The organism is Streptomyces sp. NPDC048514 (assembly GCF_043199955.1).
In the GTDB taxonomy this organism is placed as follows: domain Bacteria; phylum Actinomycetota; class Actinomycetes; order Streptomycetales; family Streptomycetaceae; genus Streptomyces.
In genome coordinates, this window is sequence record NZ_JBICWT010000005.1 from 269,218 (window position 1) to 287,509 (window position 18,292).

An 18,292-nucleotide genomic window follows, 5' to 3' on the forward strand; every position below is an offset into this window, starting at 1 on the left:
TCCCCCCAAGGATGGGGGGACCCGGGCTTTTTGCAACCCGTTTTACGGCGACCGGCGAACCTCCGGGCCGGGATCGTGTCCGTAATGCGGAGATCGTCGACCGATAGCCATGTAACACGTCCGTTTCGCGGCCTTCTCGACGCGAACAGTTTGTCCAGTTTTTGGAAGTTCTACACGGCAGCTGTGACTGAATTGAGATTTAAAGACAGTGGTCGCCACCTGGCTCATGGCAGATAGTTAGCCGCGTAGCGCTCGGGTCAATGGGTCTCGCGCTGTGGGGACAGCGCCGCGACTCACGAGCACCAGGGGGTGTCTGACCTTCCGTCAGGGGTGTCGGAAGGAAGACGGTAACCCTCTCCTGTTGGTGAACACGTGAAGTCATGAGGAGGAACCCCCATGCGCGGTGTCACAAACACCAAGCGGGTCAGTTCGTCACTTCCAGCAGTGTGATTCGGCTGTAGAACTACGCGCGTCCGACTGCGGCTTCGCCCGCGGTTCGACGCGTCCTCGGAGTACCCGGGCACCTCTCACACTCATATCTGTGAAACGGACGAACCGTGACAAGTCCTATCGACATTGAGGACGGCGGGACTTCGGTCGTCGTCGACGGCGAACCAGGGCCGGAGGCGAAGAGCGAAGCCGTCAAGCTCGAAGGCCGGTCCCCCGGCCAGCTGATGTGGATGCGCTTCAAGCGCGACCGCACCGGTGTGATCTCGGCCTGCGTCGTGGGCTTCTTCTTCCTGATCGGCCTGTTCGCCCCGCTGATCTCCAAGGTGTACGGCAAGAACCCGTACACGGTCTACGCGGACGAGCGCCCGGAGCTCTTCGACAGCGCCGGCGTGCCGGTGCAGCCCAACGGCGGCATCAGCGGTGAGTTCTGGTTCGGCCTCGAACCCGGCAACGGCTACGACGTCTTCACCAAGCTGATCTACGGCATCCGCACCTCGCTGATGATCTCGGTCGCCGTCACCGTCGCGGTCGTCGTGACCGGCATCCTGCTCGGCGTCACCGCCGGCTACATCGGCGGCAAGGTCGACTACTTCATCGGCCGGATCATCGACTTCCTGCTCGCCTTCCCGGCACAGCTGTTCTTCATCGCGAGCATGCCGGTCGTGGTCTCCCTGTTCGTCAGCCCGCGCGACGAGACGCCCACCTACGTCCGGGTGGTGGCACTGATCAGCGTGCAGTGGTTCCTGGGCTGGATGGGGCTCGGCCGCATCCTGCGGGGCACCGCACTCGCCCTGCGCGAACGGGAGTTCATCGAAGCCGCCAAGGTCAGCGGGGCCTCGCCGTGGCGGATCATCCGCAAGGAGATCCTGCCGAACATCGTCACCCCGCTGCTCGTGCAGGCGACGTACCTGCTGCCCGGTTTCGTGACCGCCGAAGCCGGCCTGTCCTACCTCGGCGTGGGCATCGTCGAACCGACGCCCGACTGGGGGCAGATGTTCTCCAAGGCGTCCACCGAACTGGTGATGCAGAACGACATCACCTACATGTTCTTCCCCGGCATCTCGATGATCATCTTCGTGGTCTCGTTCAACCTGCTCGGGGACTCGGTCAGAGACGCCTTCGATCCCAAGACCGCGCGCTGACCTCGGCACCGCAATCCCACGGAACGTCAGTTCCGTTGCACAGCACTGCACTTCCAGCAGTTCTTTTCGCACTGGTGACACTCAGAACGCACTGGTGACACACAGATGGGTGGGAATCTTCGTGATGAGTAGGGGCGGACGCCACGCATACGGCGCACTCTCCGTGCTCGCGGCCGGAGCTCTTGTGCTCACCGGTTGCAGCAAGGGCGGCAGCGATGACAACGACGGCGGCAAGAAGCAGGAGGAGAACGCCAAACGCCAGCAGGCGTCCATCAAGTTCGGTGATGCGGCGGCCTCCAACGGCCCGGCCGCCGACGTGCCCGGCGCCAAGCCCGGCGGCACGATGGAGGTGCTGCAGCGCGACAGCTACGCCCACCTCGATCCGGCGCAGATCTACGTCTCCGACGAGGGCTCGCTCGCCTCGCTGCTGCACCGCGGCCTGACCGGCTACAAGGCCACCAGCAACGACGGCAGCAAGCACGAGGTGGTCGGCGACCTCGCCACCGACTCCGGCACCACGTCGGACGGCGGCAAGACCTGGAAGTACACGCTCAAGGACGGCATCAAGTTCCAGGACGGTTCCCCGATCACGTCCAAGGACGTCCGCCACTCCGTCGAGCGGCTCTTCGCCTCGTTCATCAACCAGGGCCCCACCTACCTCCAGCAGTGGCTGGCCGACAAGCCGGGCACCGAGTACCGCTCCCTCCTCAAGGACGGACCGTACAAGGGCAAGCACCTCCCCGGCTCCGTCCTCGAGACGCCGGATGACAAGACGGTCGTCTTCCACTTCAAGACCCCGCACCCCGACCTGCCCTACGCCCTGGCGATGGCGGGCTACGCGGTGGTCTCGGAGAAGGGCGACACCAAGGAGAAGTACGACAAGGCACCGGTGGTGACCGGCCCGTACAAGATCCAGTCGTTCAAGTCCGGCAAGTCGATGGTGCTGGTCAAGAACACCAACTGGGACCCGAAGACGGACCCGATCCGCCACCAGTACGTGGACCGGTTCAACATCACGTTCAACCAGCAGTACGAGACCTCGACCAAGGCCCTGCTCGCCGACACCGGCGCGGACCAGACCGGCGTCAGCTTCAACAACCAGGTGGACGCGGGCAACCTGTCCCAGGTGCTGCGCGACCCGAAGATGAAGGGCCGCACGGTCTCCGGCTACCAGCCGTACGTGGGCCAGATGAACATCAACATGAGCCACCCGGCCATGAAGGACAAGACGATCCGCCAGGCCATCGCCTACGCCCTGCCGATCACCCCGTTCGTGCGCGCCTACGGCGGCACCGACGCCATGGAGGTCGCCGGCGGCCTGATCTCCCCGACCGTCTCCGGCTACGACGCGACGTTCGACCCGTACGGCAAGAAGAAGAAGCCGGCCGGTGACCCGGAGAAGGCCAAGGAGCTGCTGAAGAAGGCCGGCAAGCTCAACATGAAGCTGACCTTCGGCTACATCAACACCCCCGAGGGCCAGCAGTACTCCACCGCCATGGCGGCGGGCCTGAAGAAGGCCGGCTTCAACGTCCAGCGCCAGGAGATCCCGGCCGAGACCTACTACGACCAGGTCTCCAAGCTGAACAACAACTACGACATCTTCCACACCGCGTGGGGCGCCGACTGGCCGTCCGCCTCGACCGTGATCCCGCCGCTGTACGACGGCCGCGTGATCGCCGACGGTGCGCAGAACTACTCGCAGGTCAACGACCCGAAGATCAACAGCGAGATCGACCGGATCAACAAGATCACCGACCCGGTCAAGTCCGCGGCCGCGTGGGAGAAGCTGGACCAGTACATCGTGAAGGACAGCCTCAACGTCGTCCCGACCGCGTACTACAAGCAGACCCAGATCGCCGGCTCCAAGGTCGGCGGCCTCGTCTACGACGACGTGCTCGGCGGTCTCGACCCGCGTCGCCTCTACATCAAGTAACCGTCCCCTCCGGTACCCGGCGCGCCCGCACGGAAAGGGGTGCGCCGGGTACCGCCCGGACCGCCGACGTCTGAGAGCTGCCCTGTCATGCTGCGCTTCCTCGTCCGCCGGATCATCGGTGCCGTCGTCATTCTGTTCCTGCTGAGCATCGTCGCGTTCGTGCTGTTCTTCGGGGTGCCCCGGGACCCGGCGCTGCTGATGTGCGGCAAGACCTGCAACCCGGACAGCATCGCGAACATCCACCATGTGCTCGGCCTGGACAAGTCCATCCCCGAGCAGTACTGGATCTTCCTGCACAACCTCGTCCTGGGCAGCGACCAGTTCGCCCAGGGCCCGTGCCCGGCCCCCTGCTTCGGCTACTCGTACCACACCAACGAGCAGGTCTGGGGCACGCTGATGGACCGCCTGCCCACCACCGTCTCGCTCACCCTGGGCGCCTCCGTGTGCTTCCTGATCGCCGGCCTGGGCACCGGGCTGCTCGCCGCCTGGCGGCGCGGCACGCTGGTCGACAAGACGGCCACCGCGGGCGCCATGGTCCTCAGTTCGATGCAGATCTACTTCCTCGGCCCGCTGGCCCTGGCGATCCTCGTCTACCAGACACACTGGTTCGACAAGCCCGCCTACAACGAGTTCACCCGGGACCCGCTCACCTGGTTCACCGGCCTGATCATCCCCTGGGTGGTCCTCTCCACGATCTTCGCGGCGCAGTACACCCGTATGTCACGCTCCTCGATGATCGAGCAGCTCCAGGAGGAACACGTCCGCACCGCCCGCGCCAAGGGCATGTCCCGCCGGTACGTCTTCTTCCGGTACGCCTGGCGCGGCTCGCTGATCCCGATCGTCACCATCTTCGGCATCGACCTCGGCGCGCTGCTCGGCGGCGCGATCATCACCGAGGTCACCTTCAGCCTGCCGGGCATCGGGCAACTCGCCGTCCAGTCCGTCTTCTTCAGCGATCTGCCGCTGCTGCTCGGCGTGATGCTGTTCTCCGCCAGCATGATCCTGCTGTTCAACATCATCGTCGACGCCGCGTACGCCTTCATCGACCCGCGCGTGCGGCTGTCCTAGGAGCACTGTCGTGACCACTCTGACCAAGGAAGCCGGCGCCCCGAACCCGGCCGGCACCGGGCCCCTGCTCTCGGTACGGGACCTGCACGTCAGCTTCAAGACCGAGGACGGCGTCGTACGGGCCGTGGACGGCCTCTCCTTCGACGTGGAGCGCGGCAGGACGCTCGGCATCGTGGGGGAGTCCGGCTCGGGCAAGTCGGTGACGAACCTGACCATTCTCGGCCTGCACAACCCCATGTTCACGACGGTCGAGGGCGAGATCCTGCTGGACGGGCAGGAACTGACGACGGCCCGTGAGCCGGAGCTGGAGAAGCTGCGCGGCAACAAGGTCGCCATGATCTTCCAGGACCCGCTCACCGCACTCTCTCCCTACTACACCGTCGGCCGCCAGATCGCCGAGCCGTTCATGAAGCACACCGGAGCCTCCAAGAAGGATGCCTGGGACCGCGCGGTGGGCATGCTCGGCAAGGTCGGCATCCCGAACCCCAAGGAGCGGGCGAAGGACTACCCGCACCAGTTCTCCGGCGGCATGCGCCAGCGCGCGATGATCGCGATGGCGCTGGTGTGCGACCCCGACCTGCTGATCGCCGACGAACCGACGACAGCCCTGGACGTGACGGTCCAGGCGCAGATCCTGGACCTGCTCAAGGACCTGCAGCAGGAGTTCGGCTCCGGCATCGTCTTCATCACCCACGACCTGGGGGTGATCGCCGACATGGCCGACGACATCATGGTGATGTACGCGGGCGGCGCGGTGGAGCGGGGCACGACCGGCGAGGTGCTGCGCTCGCCCCAGCACCCGTACACCTGGGGTCTGCTGAACTCGATGCCGCGGCTGGACTCCGACCTCGGCGCCCAGCTGTCACCGATCCCCGGCACCCCGCCCTCGCTGCTCACGCCGCCGTCCGGCTGCCGCTTCCATCCCCGCTGCACCTTCCAGGACCGGGTGGCGGGAGCGGGCCGCTGTGTGAACGAGCGCCCGCTGCTCGCCCCCGACCGGGCATCGGCCTGCCATCTCACCGCCGACCAGAAGCGGACCATCTTCATCGAGGAGATCAAGCCCCGACTGGGCTAGGTCGACATAGGAGGACACCGTCATGAAAGAGGACCTGGTCCTCCCGGTCCCGCGCGAGAAGAGCGCCGGCGCGGGCGGGGAGCCGCTGCTGGAGGTCTCGGGGCTGACCAAGCACTTCCCGGTGAAGGGCGGCTTCCCGATCCGCCGCACCGTCGGCGCGGTGCAGGCCGTGGACGGCATCGACCTGACCGTGCAAGCCGGTGAGAGTTTCGGGCTGGTCGGTGAGTCCGGCTGCGGCAAGTCGACCACGGGCCGGCTGATCACCCGGCTGATGGAGCCGACCAGCGGCACGATCACCTACCGCGGTCAGGACATCAGCCACGCCTCACGGGGGCAGCTGGCGCCGATCCGCTCCGAGATCCAGATGATCTTCCAGGACCCGTACTCGTCGCTGAACCCGCGGCAGACGGTCGGCAAGATCATCGCGGGTCCGATGGAGATCAACGACATCGCCCCGCCCGGTGGCCGCGAGAAGCGCGTCCGCGAACTCCTCGAGACCGTCGGCCTCAACCCCGAGCACTACAACCGCTTCCCGCACGAGTTCTCCGGCGGCCAGCGCCAGCGCATCGGGGTGGCCCGCGCCCTGGCCCTGGAACCGAAGCTGATCGTCGCCGACGAGCCGGTCTCCGCCCTGGACGTCTCCATCCAGGCCCAGGTCGTCAACCTGCTGCAGAAGGTGCAGAACGAACTCGGCATCGCCTTCCTCTTCATCGCGCACGACCTGGCGGTGGTACGGCACTTCTCGCAGCGCGTCGCGGTCATGTACCTCGGCAAGATCATCGAGGTGGGGGACCGCGACTCCATCTACACCCGCCCGCGCCACCCGTACACCCACGCCCTGCTGTCCGCCGTCCCCGAGGTCAGCCTGGAGGAGGACGGTGCGCCGGCCCGGGAGCGCATCCGCCTGGCCGGTGACGTGCCGTCGCCGATCAACCCGCCCTCGGGCTGCCGCTTCCGCACCCGCTGCTGGAAGGCACAGGAGAAGTGCGCGACCGAGGAGCCGCCGCTGATCCAGATCGCCGGGAACCGCAGCGGTCATCTGACGGCCTGCCACTTCCCGGAGGAGCCGACCATCGAGGGCCGGGACGAGGACATCGTGCTGGACCCGGCGCTGGCGGCGCTGGAGGAGGGCGCGGCGGACCAGCCGTAGACGACGGCCCGGCGGACCGGCCGTGGACCGTGGCCCGGCGGAGAAGCGGTGGACGACGGCCCGGATCGGCCGTGGACCGTGGGCCGGCGGAGAAGCGGTGGACGACGGCCCGGATCGGCCGTGGAGCGTGGTCCGGAGGAGCAGCGGTGGACGACGGCCCGGCGGGTTAGCCGTGGAGCGTGGTCCGGCGGACCGTTCCTAGGCCCGCCGGGCCACGGTGATGATCTCGGGGGAGGACGGGGCGAGCGGGCCCCGTCCCCAGTCCCCGTACTGCTCGACGACGGCCAGACCGGCCTCCGCGAGGAAACCCGCCAGCGCCCGCGGGTCGAGGAAGCGCAGGACGCTGTGGCTGACCCGCGGGGCGGGCCAGCCGTCGGCCTCGAAGTTCTCCGTGAAGCGCACGCGACCGGCGTGCGGTTGGCCGTCGCGCACCTCGTGCCACACCCGCACCGGCGTACCATCGGCGGCAGTGATCTCGTGCACCCGCTCCGGCGTCCATCGCTCCCAGGCACGGGCCCGCGGATTGCGGGTCTCGAAGACGAACCGCCCCTGCTTCCCGAGGGCCGCGCGGACCGCCCGCAGGCAGCCGCGGATCTCCTCGTCACCGACCAGCTCCTGAAAGGCGTGCCCGGTCATCACGACGAGCTCGAACTCCCCGTCCCACCGACGCACCCGGGTGTCCCCGAGCACCCACTCGACGTCCGGGCGGTCCCGGCGGCCCTGTACGAGCATGGCGGCGGCCGGGTCGAGCCCCATCAGCCGGCCCCGGTGCCCCTCCGCCCGGGCCCGGCGCAGCAGCCGTCCGGTACCGCAACCGATGTCGAGCACCGAGCGGGACTCCCTCACCAGGCCGAGGTAGAAGTCGTCACCCGGCCCCCAGGGGTTGAGTTCGTCGTACAGCGAGGCGAGCGAGAGATCGGCGAACGAGTGATCTACCACCGCGGCAGTCTGACACACGTTGCTGAACGGTGTGTCAGTTTCCGGGGCGGTTCCCGAGTGGCTCTCGACTGCGTGTCGACAGAGGGGTTCTCCGTCCGCCGGGCGGTACCCGAGGGCGGACGGGGCGCCGCGGGCCGCCCGGACGGAGAGAAGGCCCGCGTCGACTGGACGCGGGCCTTCGATCCCCTGGACCGGACGTTCATGGGCTCGGGTCAATGGGCCGGGAAAGTCCGTTCCGCAAGGGGGCGGCTGACGAAAAGGGGTGTGTCAGACCGCCGCCTCGGGGTCCTTGGAGAGGCGCGGAGCCGGGACGGTGTCCGCCGTCTCCGGGTAGTGGCACGCCGTCAGGTGCCCGGGCTTGTTGCCCTCCACCTGGACCAGCGGCGGAGCCTCCGTAGCGCACTTCTCCGTCGCCTTCCAGCAGCGGGTGCGGAAGCGGCAGCCCGAGGGCGGGTTGATCGGCGACGGCACGTCACCGATCAGCCGGATACGTTCACGCGGCTCCTCGTCCACCGTGGCCTCGGGCACGGCGGACAGCAGGGCCCGCGTGTAGGGGTGGCGCGGGTTGTCGTACAGGTCTTCGCGGTCGGCGATCTCAACGATCTTGCCAAGGTACATGACAGCCACGCGCTGCGAGAAGTGCCGCACGATGGCCAGGTCGTGGGCGATGAACACGAACGCGATGCCGAGTTCCCGCTGCACCTTCTGCAGCAGGTTGACGACCTGGGCCTGGATGGAGACGTCCAGGGCGGAGACCGGCTCGTCGGCGACGATCAGCTTCGGCTCCAGGGCCAGGGCGCGGGCCACCCCGATGCGCTGGCGCTGGCCGCCGGAGAACTCGTGCGGGAAGCGGTTGTAGTGCTCGGGGTTGAGGCCGACGATCTCCAGCAGCTCGCGGACCCGCTTCTCGCGGCCGCCCACCGGGTTGACGTCGTTGATCTCCATCGGACCCGCGATGATCTTGCCGACCGTCTGCCGCGGGTTCAGCGAGGCGTAGGGGTCCTGGAAGATCATCTGGATCTCGGAGCGGATGGGCGCCAGCTGCCTGCGGCCCGCGTGCGTGATGTCCTGACCGCGGTAGGTGATCGTGCCGCTGGTCGGCTCCATCAGCCGGGTGATCAGCCGGCCCGTGGTCGACTTGCCGCAGCCGGACTCACCGACGAGGCCCAGGCTCTCACCCTCGGCGACCTGGAAGTCCAGCCCGTCCACGGCCTGCACGGCGCCGACGGTGCGGCGGATCGGGAAGCCACCCTTGATCGGGAAGTGCTTGGTCAGCCCGGAGACGTCCAGGAGGGGGTTGGTGTTGCTCATGGTCGTGAAGTCCCGTCTCGTGTCCGTCAGTTGTGCCGGGTTGCGGCGAAGTCGGCGAAGAGTTCCCGCTTCTGCTCAGGGGTGAGGTGGCAGGCGGAGCCGCGGCCATCGACGACTTCCAGCAGCGGACGCTCGGTGGAGCACCGGCCGCCGGCGACCTTCTCGGCGAAGGCACACCGCGGGTGGAAACGGCAGCCGGCCGGCGGGTTCAGCAGCGAGGGCGGCGAACCGGGGATGGGCGTCAGCGGCACGTCCACCGGCCCGGTCAGGCTCGGCATCGAATTGAGCAGGCCCACGGTGTAGGGGTGCTGCGGGTCGCGCAGCACCTCCTCCTTCGTGCCTCGCTCCACACACCGGCCGCCGTACATCACCAGCACGTCGTCCGCGATGTCGGCGATGACGCCGAGGTCGTGGGTGATGAAGATGATGGCGGTGCCGAACTCCTGCTGGAGGTCCTTGAGCAGGTCCATGATCTGGGCCTGCACGGTCACGTCCAGGGCGGTCGTCGGTTCGTCCGCGACCAGCAGCTCGGGGTCGCACACCAGCGCCATCGCGATCATCGCGCGCTGGCGCATGCCGCCGGAGAACTGGTGCGGGTAGTCGTCGACCCGCATGTCCGGCTGCGGGATGCCGACCCGGCGCAGCATTTCGATGGCCCGCTTGCGGGCCACGGACTTGGAGCAGCCCGTGTGCTTGCGGTAGGTCTCGCCGATCTGCGCACCGATGGTGTGGTACGGCGACAGTGAGGCCAGCGCGTCCTGGAAGATCATGGACATCTTGTTGCCGCGCAGCCGCTCCAGCTCCCGCTCGGTGGCGGTGAGCAGCTCCTTGCCGTCGAGGAGGATCTCGCCCTCGATCGCCGTCCGGTCACGGTCGTGCAGGCCCAGGATCGTCAGGTTGGTGACGGACTTGCCGGAGCCCGACTCGCCCACGATGCCCAGCGTCTGGCCCTTGGCCAGATCGAAGCTGAGCCCGTCGACGGCCTTGACGATGCCGTCCTCGGTGGAGAAATGGACCTTGAGGTCCTTGATGGAGAGGAACGGCTGCTGATCGGTGCTCGTCACGGGGACGCTCCTGGGGGGTGATGCGAGGGTCGCCGGGTGGGGCGGTGGGAAGGAAACGGCGGGGCGGAGGTCAGGCGAGCCGGATCCGCGGGTCGATGAGGGCGTAGACGGCGTCCACGATGATGTTGACGAAGACGATGGCGCCGGCTGCCAGCAGGGTGACACCGAGCACCATGGGCAGGTCGGCCTGCTCCACGGACCTCAGGGCGAGCTGGCCCACACCCTGGAGGCTGAAGACGGACTCCGTGATGATCGCGCCGCCGACGAGTGTGGCGAGGTCGATGCCGAAGATGGTCACGATCGGCCCCATCGCGCCACGCCAGGCGAACCGGAAGAACACGTTGCGGCGCGACAGGCCCTTGGCCCGGGCGGTGCGGACGTAGTCCTCGCTGAGCGTCTCCACCAGCTGGGAGCGCGTCATTCGGGTGTAGTTGGCGGTCCAGATCAGGGCCAGCACCAGCCAGGGCAGCAGCAGACCGGAGATCCAGGCGCCCGGGTCCTCGGTGAGGGGCGTGTAGGAGGGGTTGTCGAGGATGTCGAGCTTCCCGACGAGGAAGTACATCGCGATGTACCCGACGAAGTAGATCTGCATCGAGGACGCGACCAGCGAGGCCGAACTGGCCGTCTTGTCCTGCCACCTGCCCTGCTTGACGGCGGCGATCATGCCCGCGCCGACACCGAAGATCAGGAAGACGACGGCGGAGCCGAAGGCCAGCGAGAGGGTGAGCGGCAGCCGGTCCAGGATGGTGCCGAGGACGGGCTCGCGGTTGGCGAAGGAGTAGCCGAGGCAGGGTGCGTTGCACTGCCCGAAGCTCCCGTAGTCCCGCCCGACGAAGAGGCCCTTGATCCAGTACCAGTACTGGACCGGCACGGGGTGGTCGATGCCCAGGTTGTGCCGCACCTGTTCGAGCATGGGCTTGGTGCAGTTCTTGCCGCAGGACATCATGGCGGGGTCACGCGGGATGGCGTAGAAGAGCCAGAAGGTGACAGCGCTGATGATCAACAGAATGACCAGCGCGCCGAAGGTTCGGCGGACAAGGAAGCGGAACATGGGGCGTGACTTTCCGGACGGGGCGCCGTCGCCGGGGTGAGGGGGCGGAGGGGGCGGCCAGGTCGTGACCGCCCCCGTGGTCGAGCGTGGTTACTTCTTCGCGTACAGCTTGCAGAGCGCGATGCAGGTGTTGGCGCTGTCGTACACCACGTGGCCGACCTTCGAGCCGTACATCCAGTTGCGGATGGGGTGGTAGTCCGGGACGCAGGCCGCCAGCTCCATGATCTGCCGGTCGATGTCGCCCCAGGCCTTGTTGGCCTTGTCCGGGTCGGCGATCTTCGAGGCCGCGGCGACCGCCTTGTTCACGCTGGTGTTGTCCAGCTGCGACCAGTTGGTGCCGCCGTCCATGACCTGGCTGCCCTCCCAGCACGGGAAGAACACCGAGTAACCGGCCGGCCAGTCCGGGCTCCAGCCGGCGGCGAACATGTCGTAGCCGTTGTCGAGCTTGCTGATCTGGCTGTAGAAGGTCGACTTGTCGACCTGCTTGTTGACCACCTTGAAGCCGGCGGCCTCCAGCGCGTTCTTGATCGCGACGGCCTGCTTCACCGAGTTGTCCGACTGCTGGTAGGCGATGACCAGCTTCTGGCCGAGCTTGCCGGCCTCCTTCAGCAGGGCCTTGGCCTTGACGGGGTCGCCGCCACCCTTCTGCAGCTTCCCGTACAGGTCGAACTTGTGGTAGCCGGGGGTCACCGGGCTGAAGATCGTGGTGGCGATCTCGCTGCTGGCCGCGCCGCCACGGATGGTCTGCAGCTGCTGCACCGGCCAGGCGAAGTTGATGGCCTGGCGGACCTTCGGGTCCGTGATCCGCTTGGTGTTGATCGGCCAGTAGTAGGTGGCCGTGTCGACCTGGGTGAGGATGCGCGGCTTGTACTTCGCGTTGGTGAGGACCTGCGCGACCCGCTCGGGGGCGACCTCGTTGAAGATCGACATCGCGTACTGGTCGTTGCCCCGGTCCGAGATGTAGCGGTCGGTGGACGCCAGGTTCTGGAAGCCGAACTGGAAGACGAACTTGTCCGGGTAGGCGTTGCGGATCGAGTCCGTCTTCGGGTCCCAGTGCTCGTTGCGCACGTAGGTCATCGACTTGCCGATCTTACGGCTGTCGATCTTGTACGGGCCGCTGGAGAAGGGGTGCTTGTCGTACTTCTCCTTGGTGTCGTGCTTCTTGTTCACCAGGGCGTAGCCACGCATGGCGACGGTGAAGTTGAAGTCACCGCGCGGCTCGTTGAGGTGGAAGGTGACGGTCTTGCCGGAGACCTCGATGGAGTCCAGGTGCTTGCCCTCGTAGGGGCCCTTGTAGCCCTTGCCGCCCACCAGCCAGTTCTGGAGGTAGCGGGGGCCCTCGGTGATGAAGGAGGCGAAGAGGCGCTCGAAGGTGTGGCGGACGTCGTCCATGCTGATCTCGGACCCGTCCTCCCACTTGACGCCGTCCTTCAGGGTGAAGGACCAGGTCTTGCCGCCGTCCTTCATGGTGCCGGCGTCCGTGGCGAGGTCGCCGACGAGGACGGCGCCGCCCTTGTCGTCGATCTTGTAGCCGGTCAGACCGCGCAGGATCGGGACGGTGATGGCCGCCTCGGTCGAGTTGTAGATCTGCGCCGGGTCCATGTGGTCCATGTCGAACTGGTCGAGCGACCAGATCGTCCCGCCCTTGACGGCACCGGTGACCTCGGTGGCCGGCCCGGTCGAGTCGGCCTTGGTGCCGACGTCGATCTTGACGGTCTTGCTGCCGCTGACCGTGGGGACCTTGCCCGACTTGCCGCTGCCGTCGCCGCTGCTGCAGGCACTCAGCACAGAGGTCGAGGCCGCCGCCACGCCGGTGGCGATCAGGAAGTTTCTACGGGAAAAGGACATGCTGAGCCTGCCTCTAGTCGATCGGAACAGACGGGACCAGCCGGTCGTCGCCGAACCGGGCCGGGGGTGGGGTGCGGATTACCGCTTGGACTTCGGGTCGAGCGCGTCGCGCACCGAGTCACCGAGGAGATTGAAGGCGAGGACGAAGATCACCATCGCCAGGCCCGGGAAGAGCATGAACGTGATGTCCTCGGTGTAGAACTGGGCGCCGCGGGCGATCATCACACCCCAGTCAGGGGTCGGGTCGATCATGCCGACACCGAGGAACGCGAGGCCTGCCTCCGTCGTCACGAGGGCCGGGAGCAGCAGGGTGGACTGGATGAGGATCGGCGTCCACAGGTTGGGCAGCAGCTCCTTGAAGACGATGCGCATCGGGGACGCGCCCGTCACCTTCGCCGCCTCGACGAACTCGCGCTCGCGCAGGCTGAGTACCTGACCGCGCAGCAGTCGCGCGATGGAGGCCCAGCCGAAGAAGGTCAGCACGACGATCAGGGCGGTGGCGCGCAGCGAGGTCGGGATGTCCTCGTCGGCGGCGACGAAGAGGCCGTAGACGACGGGCATGAAGGCGATGAAGAACAGCGTGGAGGGGAACGACAGCAGGATGTCGATGACCCGGCCGACGAAGTAGTCGACCTTGCCGCCCAGGTAGCCCGCGGTGACGCCGATCACGACGCCCAGGAAGACGGTGCACAGGGTGGCCGCCACGGCGATGCCCAGCGAGTTGCGGATGGAGTACAGCAGGAACGTGAAGACGTCCCGGCCCAGCTGCGGCTCGATGCCGAACCAGAAGTCCGAGCTCATGCCGCCGTTGGGGCCCGCGGGGTACGAGAACGCGTTGAGCAGGCCCGGGTCCTGGTTCGCGTAGGTGGTGTAGGGGTCCTTGCCGTACAGCTTCGCAATCAGCGGTGCCGCGATCGCGATCACGAAGAAGAAGATCACGATGTAGGCGGATATGACGCCCGTCTTGTCACGCTTGAAGCGTTTCCAAGCAAGCCGTCCCGGAGAGCGGCCTTCGCTGCCCTTCGAGACGTCCGAAGTGATCGACTTCGTGACGGTCTCGTCGGTCACCTCAAGCGGGGCAGCCGCAGATGGAGTTGGGGGGGTCATGGTGCTCCTGGCCCAAGGGAGGGTCTGATGACTCCGCAGGGCGCTCCCCTACGGGCTACGCCGGACTTTTTCAACGCAATTCATTCAAGGTCAATAAATTCTCGGTCGCCTTGGTTGTCTATTTACCTTCTTTACTCGGGCTTGACTGTTCCGTAGCTACGCGGGTAGCACGCCGTAATCAATCCGTGCTTCACATCGGACCAACTGGACCATTCGGGCAACCAGTTCGATATGCGGACGCTGGTGTGTCGAAATGTGTACAACGGAACGTCGGAATCCAACGTTTCGGCATCGTTGAGTGAAGATCTATTGCGCTTCGGACCAAGATCCACCACCGGGGGACCCGTGTACCCCCGCGGGGCGGCGTGAAACGAAGAGGAACGCGCAATAACAGCCCGGCATTCGAGCGCTCGATGTCTGGAATTCCAATGATTCCCAGGATGCCGGACCATTTGGGCATGGATTGCTCGACGGAGCCATGCGGGGTGGGTGCGCGTGCATACGGCTGACTGTCCGCGCGTCCGGTTCAGGCTCGGGTATCGCACCCATAAGTTCATGATATCGACCGTTTATGGGGAAATGTCCACGGAGGAGGCACGTCATGCGTGGAGTCATGCGCGCCCGCTGGGCCGCCGCCGGGGTGGCGGTCGTCCTCGCGGCCACGGGCTGCGGCTCGGGCGGCGGCGGCAACGGCGGCGCGGTGCTCAGCTCTTCCTGGGGCGACCCGCAGAACCCGCTGGAGCCGGCCAACACCAACGAGGTACAGGGCGGCAAGGTCCTCGACATGATCTTCCGCGGCCTGAAGAAGTACGACCCGAGGACCGGCCAGGCCCAGAACTGGCTGGCCGCGTCCATCGACACCGACGACTCGCGGAACTTCACCGTCAGGATCAAGGACGGCTGGACCTTCTCCAACGGCGAGAAGGTGACCGCCCGCTCCTTCGTGGACGCCTGGAACTACGGGGCGAGCCTGCGGAACAACCAGAAGAACGCCTACTTCTTCGGCTACATCGACGGGTACGACGAGGTCCATCCCTCCAGCGGGGCGCAGCGCGCCGACACGCTGTCCGGACTGAAGGTGGTGGACGACCACACCTTCACCGTCAGGCTCAACCAGAAGTTCTCCGGCTTCCCCGACACCCTCGGGTACGCGGCCTTCGCCCCGCTGCCCCGAACCTTCTTCACCGACCACGCGGCCTGGGTGGACAAGCCGGTCGGCAACGGCCCGTACACGATCGAGTCCTACACGAAGGGCTCGCAGATGTACCTCAGGAAGCGGGACGACTATCCCGGCCCGGACAAGGCGCGCAACGACGGCGTGACCCTCATGGTGTACACCGACAGCAACACCGCCTACACCGACCTCCTGGCCGGCAACCTGGACCTCGCCGACGACATCCCCGCGGCGCAGCTGAAGAACGTCAAGGGCGACCTGGGCGACCGCTACATCAACACCCCCGCGGGCATCATCCAGACCCTCGCCTTCCCCTACTACGACAAGGCCTGGAACAAGCCCGGCTCCGAGAAGGTCCGCACCGGCCTGTCCATGGCGATCAACCGCAGGCAGATCACCGACACGATCTTCCGCAGGACCCGGACCCCGGCCACCGACTGGACCTCCCCGGTGCTCGGCGCGGACGGCGGGTTCAAGGCCGGCCTGTGCGGCCGGGCCTGCGACTACGACCCCGCCCGGGCGAAGGAGCTGATCAAGGAGGGCGGCGGGATCCCCGGCGGCCGGGTCAGGATCACGTACAACGCGGACACGGGGTCGCACAAGGAGTGGGTCGACGCGGTGTGCCACTCCATCGACAACGCGCTCGGCGACGACAAGGCCTGTGCCGGCAACCCGGTGGGCACCTTCGCCGACTACCGCAACCAGATCTCCCAGCACAGGATGCCCGGTCCCTTCCGGGCCGGCTGGCAGATGGACTACCCGCTCATCCAGAACTTCCTGCAGCCGCTCTACTACACGGGCGCCTCCTCCAACGACGGCAAGTGGTCCGACAAGGACTTCGACCGGCTCGTGAACCGGGCCAACGCCGAGACGGACACCACCAGGGCGGTCGCCGCCTTCCAGCAGGCCGAGGAGGTCGTACGGGACAAGATGGCCGCCATCCCGCTCTGGTACCAGAACGGCAGCGCCGGCTTCTCCGAGCGGCTGTCCGACGTGGCGCTGAACCCCTTCAGCGTTCCGGTCTACAACGAGATCAAGGTCGGCTGACCCGCCATGGGCCGCTACGTCGTCCGGCGCCTCATCCAGATGATCCCCGTGTTCGTCGGCGCCACGCTGCTGATCTTCCTGATGGTGAACGTGATGGGCGATCCCGTCGCCGGCCTGTGCGGGGAGCGGGCCTGCGACCCGGCGACCGCAGCCCAGCTGAAGAAGGAGTTCGGCCTCGACAAGCCGCTGTGGCAGCAGTACCTGACCTACATGGGGAACGTCTTCACCGGTGACTTCGGTACGGCGTTCAACGGGCAGCCGGTCACCGAGCTGATGGCGACGGCGTTCCCGGTCACCATCCGGCTGACCGTCGTGGCCATCCTCTTCGAGGTCGTCATCGGCATCACGCTCGGGGTGGTGACCGGGCTCCGGCGCGGCCGGCCCGTCGACACCGGCGTGCTCCTGGCCACCCTGGTCGTGATCTCCGTCCCGACCTTCGTCACCGGCCTGCTGCTGCAACTGCTGCTCGGCATCAAGTGGCAGTGGATCCGGCCCTCGGTCCGCACCGGCTCCTTCGACGAACTGATCGTCCCCGGCCTGGTCCTCGCCTCGGTCTCGCTGGCCTACGTCACCCGGCTGACCCGGACCTCCATCGCCGAGAACAAGCGCTCCGACTACGTCCGCACGGCGATCGCCAAGGGCCTGCCCCGGCGCCGGGTCGTCACCCGGCATCTGCTGCGCAACTCCCTGATCCCCGTGGTCACCTTCATCGGCACCGACATCGGCGCGCTGATGGGCGGCGCGATCGTCACCGAGCGGATCTTCAACATCCACGGCGTCGGCTACCAGCTCTACCAGGGCATCCTGCGCCAGAACACCCAGACGGTCGTCGGCTTCGTGACCGTCCTGGTGCTGGTCTTCCTGGTCGCCAACCTGCTCGTGGACCTGCTCTACGCCGTACTCGACCCGAGGATCCGCTATGCCTGAACAGCCGTACGAGCCCGAGCGCGCCATCGCCGGCACCGGCATGGGCGGCGCGATGGACCTCGCGGCGAGCGAGGCGACCACCCTGGAGGAGCAGTCGCCGGCCGCCTCCGGCGGAGGGCCCGCGGGCGGGCGGAAGGGTGCCGGCCCCGCGGACAAGCCGCGCTCGCTGTGGTCCGACGCCTGGCGGGACCTGCGCCGCAACCCGGTCTTCCTCCTCTCCGCGCTGGTCATCCTCTTTCTGGCCTTCATCTCCCTGTGGCCCGCGGCGATCGCCGCCGGCAGCCCCCTGACCTGCGACCTGGCCAAGGCCCAGGACGGCCCCGGGCCGGGGGCCCCGTTCGGGTACGACGGCCAGGGCTGCAACGTCTACACCCGGACCGTCTACGGCGCCCGTACGTCCGTCACGGTCGGCCTGTGCGCCACGCTCGGCGTGGCCCTGTTCGGTTCGGTCCTCGGCGGGCTCGCGGGCTACTTCGGCGGGATCTGGGACGCGGTCCTCTCCCGCGTCACCGACATCTTCTTCGCCATCCCGGTCGTCCTCGGCGGCCTCGTCCTCCTCTCCGTGGTGACCAGCAATACGGTCTGGCCGGTCATCGGGTTCATGGTGCTGCTCGGCTGGCCGCAGATCTCCCGGATCGCGCGCGGCTCGGTCATCACCGCCAAGCACCACGACTACGTCCAGGCGGCCCGTGCCCTGGGGGCCTCCGACGCCCGCATCATGCTCCGGCACATCGCCCCGAACGCCGTGGCGCCCGTGATCGTCGTGGCGACCATCGCGCTGGGCACCTACATCGCCCTGGAGGCGACCCTGTCCTACCTCGGCGTCGGCCTCAAACCACCCAGCGTCTCCTGGGGCATCGACATCTCCGCGGCCTCGCCCTACATCCGCAACGCCCCGCACGCCCTGCTGTGGCCCTCGGGAGCGCTGGCGATCACCGTGCTGGCCTTCATCATGCTCGGCGACGCGGTGCGCGACGCCCTCGACCCGAAGCTGAGGTGAGGGCGC

The 18,292-nt window shown here is 67.3% G+C and carries 14 protein-coding genes; 8 read left to right on the forward strand and 6 right to left on the reverse strand.

Features of this window, described 5'->3' with window-relative positions:
- The first annotated feature begins 557 nt into the window (after positions 1-557).
- From ACGFT2_RS12930 to ACGFT2_RS12950, 5 genes are all read left to right on the forward strand, one after another.
- Positions 558-1,592 (forward strand): ABC transporter permease, encoded by a 1,035-nt coding sequence (locus ACGFT2_RS12930; protein WP_393276950.1) that lies wholly within the window; start codon positions 558-560, stop codon positions 1,590-1,592.
- 124 nt (positions 1,593-1,716) lie between these two features.
- Positions 1,717-3,525, forward strand: a complete 1,809-nt coding sequence (locus tag ACGFT2_RS12935; RefSeq protein ID WP_393276953.1) for an ABC transporter substrate-binding protein — start codon at positions 1,717-1,719, stop codon at positions 3,523-3,525.
- Between the two features lie 87 nt (positions 3,526-3,612).
- Positions 3,613-4,593: an ABC transporter permease gene (locus tag ACGFT2_RS12940; RefSeq protein ID WP_393276956.1), complete on the forward strand. Its 981-nt coding sequence runs from the start codon at positions 3,613-3,615 to the stop codon at positions 4,591-4,593.
- 10 nt (positions 4,594-4,603) lie between these two features.
- Entirely contained in the window at positions 4,604-5,668 is a 1,065-nt protein-coding gene (locus tag ACGFT2_RS12945; protein WP_393276959.1) for an ABC transporter ATP-binding protein, read from the forward strand.
- Between the two features lie 22 nt (positions 5,669-5,690).
- Positions 5,691-6,818 carry an ABC transporter ATP-binding protein gene (locus ACGFT2_RS12950; protein WP_393276962.1) on the forward strand — a complete coding sequence of 376 codons (1,128 nt, stop codon included), beginning with the start codon at positions 5,691-5,693 and terminating at the stop codon, positions 6,816-6,818.
- A 198-nt stretch (positions 6,819-7,016) separates the two neighbouring features.
- On the opposite strand, the gene ACGFT2_RS12955 is transcribed toward ACGFT2_RS12950, so the two are convergent.
- The 6 genes from ACGFT2_RS12955 to ACGFT2_RS12980 form a co-directional block, all read right to left on the reverse strand.
- Entirely contained in the window at positions 7,017-7,757 is a 741-nt protein-coding gene (locus ACGFT2_RS12955; RefSeq protein WP_393276964.1) for a class I SAM-dependent methyltransferase, read from the reverse strand.
- A 267-nt stretch (positions 7,758-8,024) separates the two neighbouring features.
- Complete coding sequence (locus tag ACGFT2_RS12960) at positions 8,025-9,068, reverse strand: ABC transporter ATP-binding protein (protein WP_393276967.1); 1,044 nt, start codon at positions 9,066-9,068, stop codon at positions 8,025-8,027.
- A gap of 26 nt (positions 9,069-9,094) precedes the next feature.
- Positions 9,095-10,132: an ABC transporter ATP-binding protein gene (locus ACGFT2_RS12965; protein WP_393276970.1), complete on the reverse strand. Its 1,038-nt coding sequence runs from the start codon at positions 10,130-10,132 to the stop codon at positions 9,095-9,097.
- A 70-nt stretch (positions 10,133-10,202) separates the two neighbouring features.
- A complete protein-coding gene (locus tag ACGFT2_RS12970; protein ID WP_393276973.1) occupies positions 10,203-11,183 on the reverse strand; it encodes an ABC transporter permease in 981 nt (326 codons plus the stop codon).
- A 90-nt stretch (positions 11,184-11,273) separates the two neighbouring features.
- Positions 11,274-13,031 (reverse strand): ABC transporter substrate-binding protein, encoded by a 1,758-nt coding sequence (locus ACGFT2_RS12975; RefSeq protein WP_393276976.1) that lies wholly within the window; start codon positions 13,029-13,031, stop codon positions 11,274-11,276.
- 78 nt (positions 13,032-13,109) lie between these two features.
- Positions 13,110-14,099, reverse strand: coding sequence for an ABC transporter permease (locus ACGFT2_RS12980; RefSeq protein ID WP_393276979.1), 990 nt, complete (start codon positions 14,097-14,099; stop codon positions 13,110-13,112).
- A 640-nt stretch (positions 14,100-14,739) separates the two neighbouring features.
- Between ACGFT2_RS12980 and ACGFT2_RS12985 the strand changes: the two genes are divergently transcribed.
- The 3 genes from ACGFT2_RS12985 to ACGFT2_RS12995 are packed head-to-tail and all read left to right on the forward strand — an operon-like array spanning position 14,740 to position 18,286.
- Positions 14,740-16,359 (forward strand): ABC transporter substrate-binding protein, encoded by a 1,620-nt coding sequence (locus ACGFT2_RS12985; RefSeq protein ID WP_393276982.1) that lies wholly within the window; start codon positions 14,740-14,742, stop codon positions 16,357-16,359.
- Positions 16,360-16,365: 6 nt separating this feature from the next.
- Positions 16,366-17,286: an ABC transporter permease gene (locus ACGFT2_RS12990; RefSeq protein WP_393276985.1), complete on the forward strand. Its 921-nt coding sequence runs from the start codon at positions 16,366-16,368 to the stop codon at positions 17,284-17,286.
- A complete protein-coding gene (locus tag ACGFT2_RS12995; RefSeq protein WP_393276987.1) occupies positions 17,279-18,286 on the forward strand; it encodes an ABC transporter permease in 1,008 nt (335 codons plus the stop codon). The genes ACGFT2_RS12990 and ACGFT2_RS12995 overlap by 8 nt, the downstream gene beginning before the upstream one ends.
- The last annotated feature ends 6 nt before the right edge of the window (positions 18,287-18,292 follow it).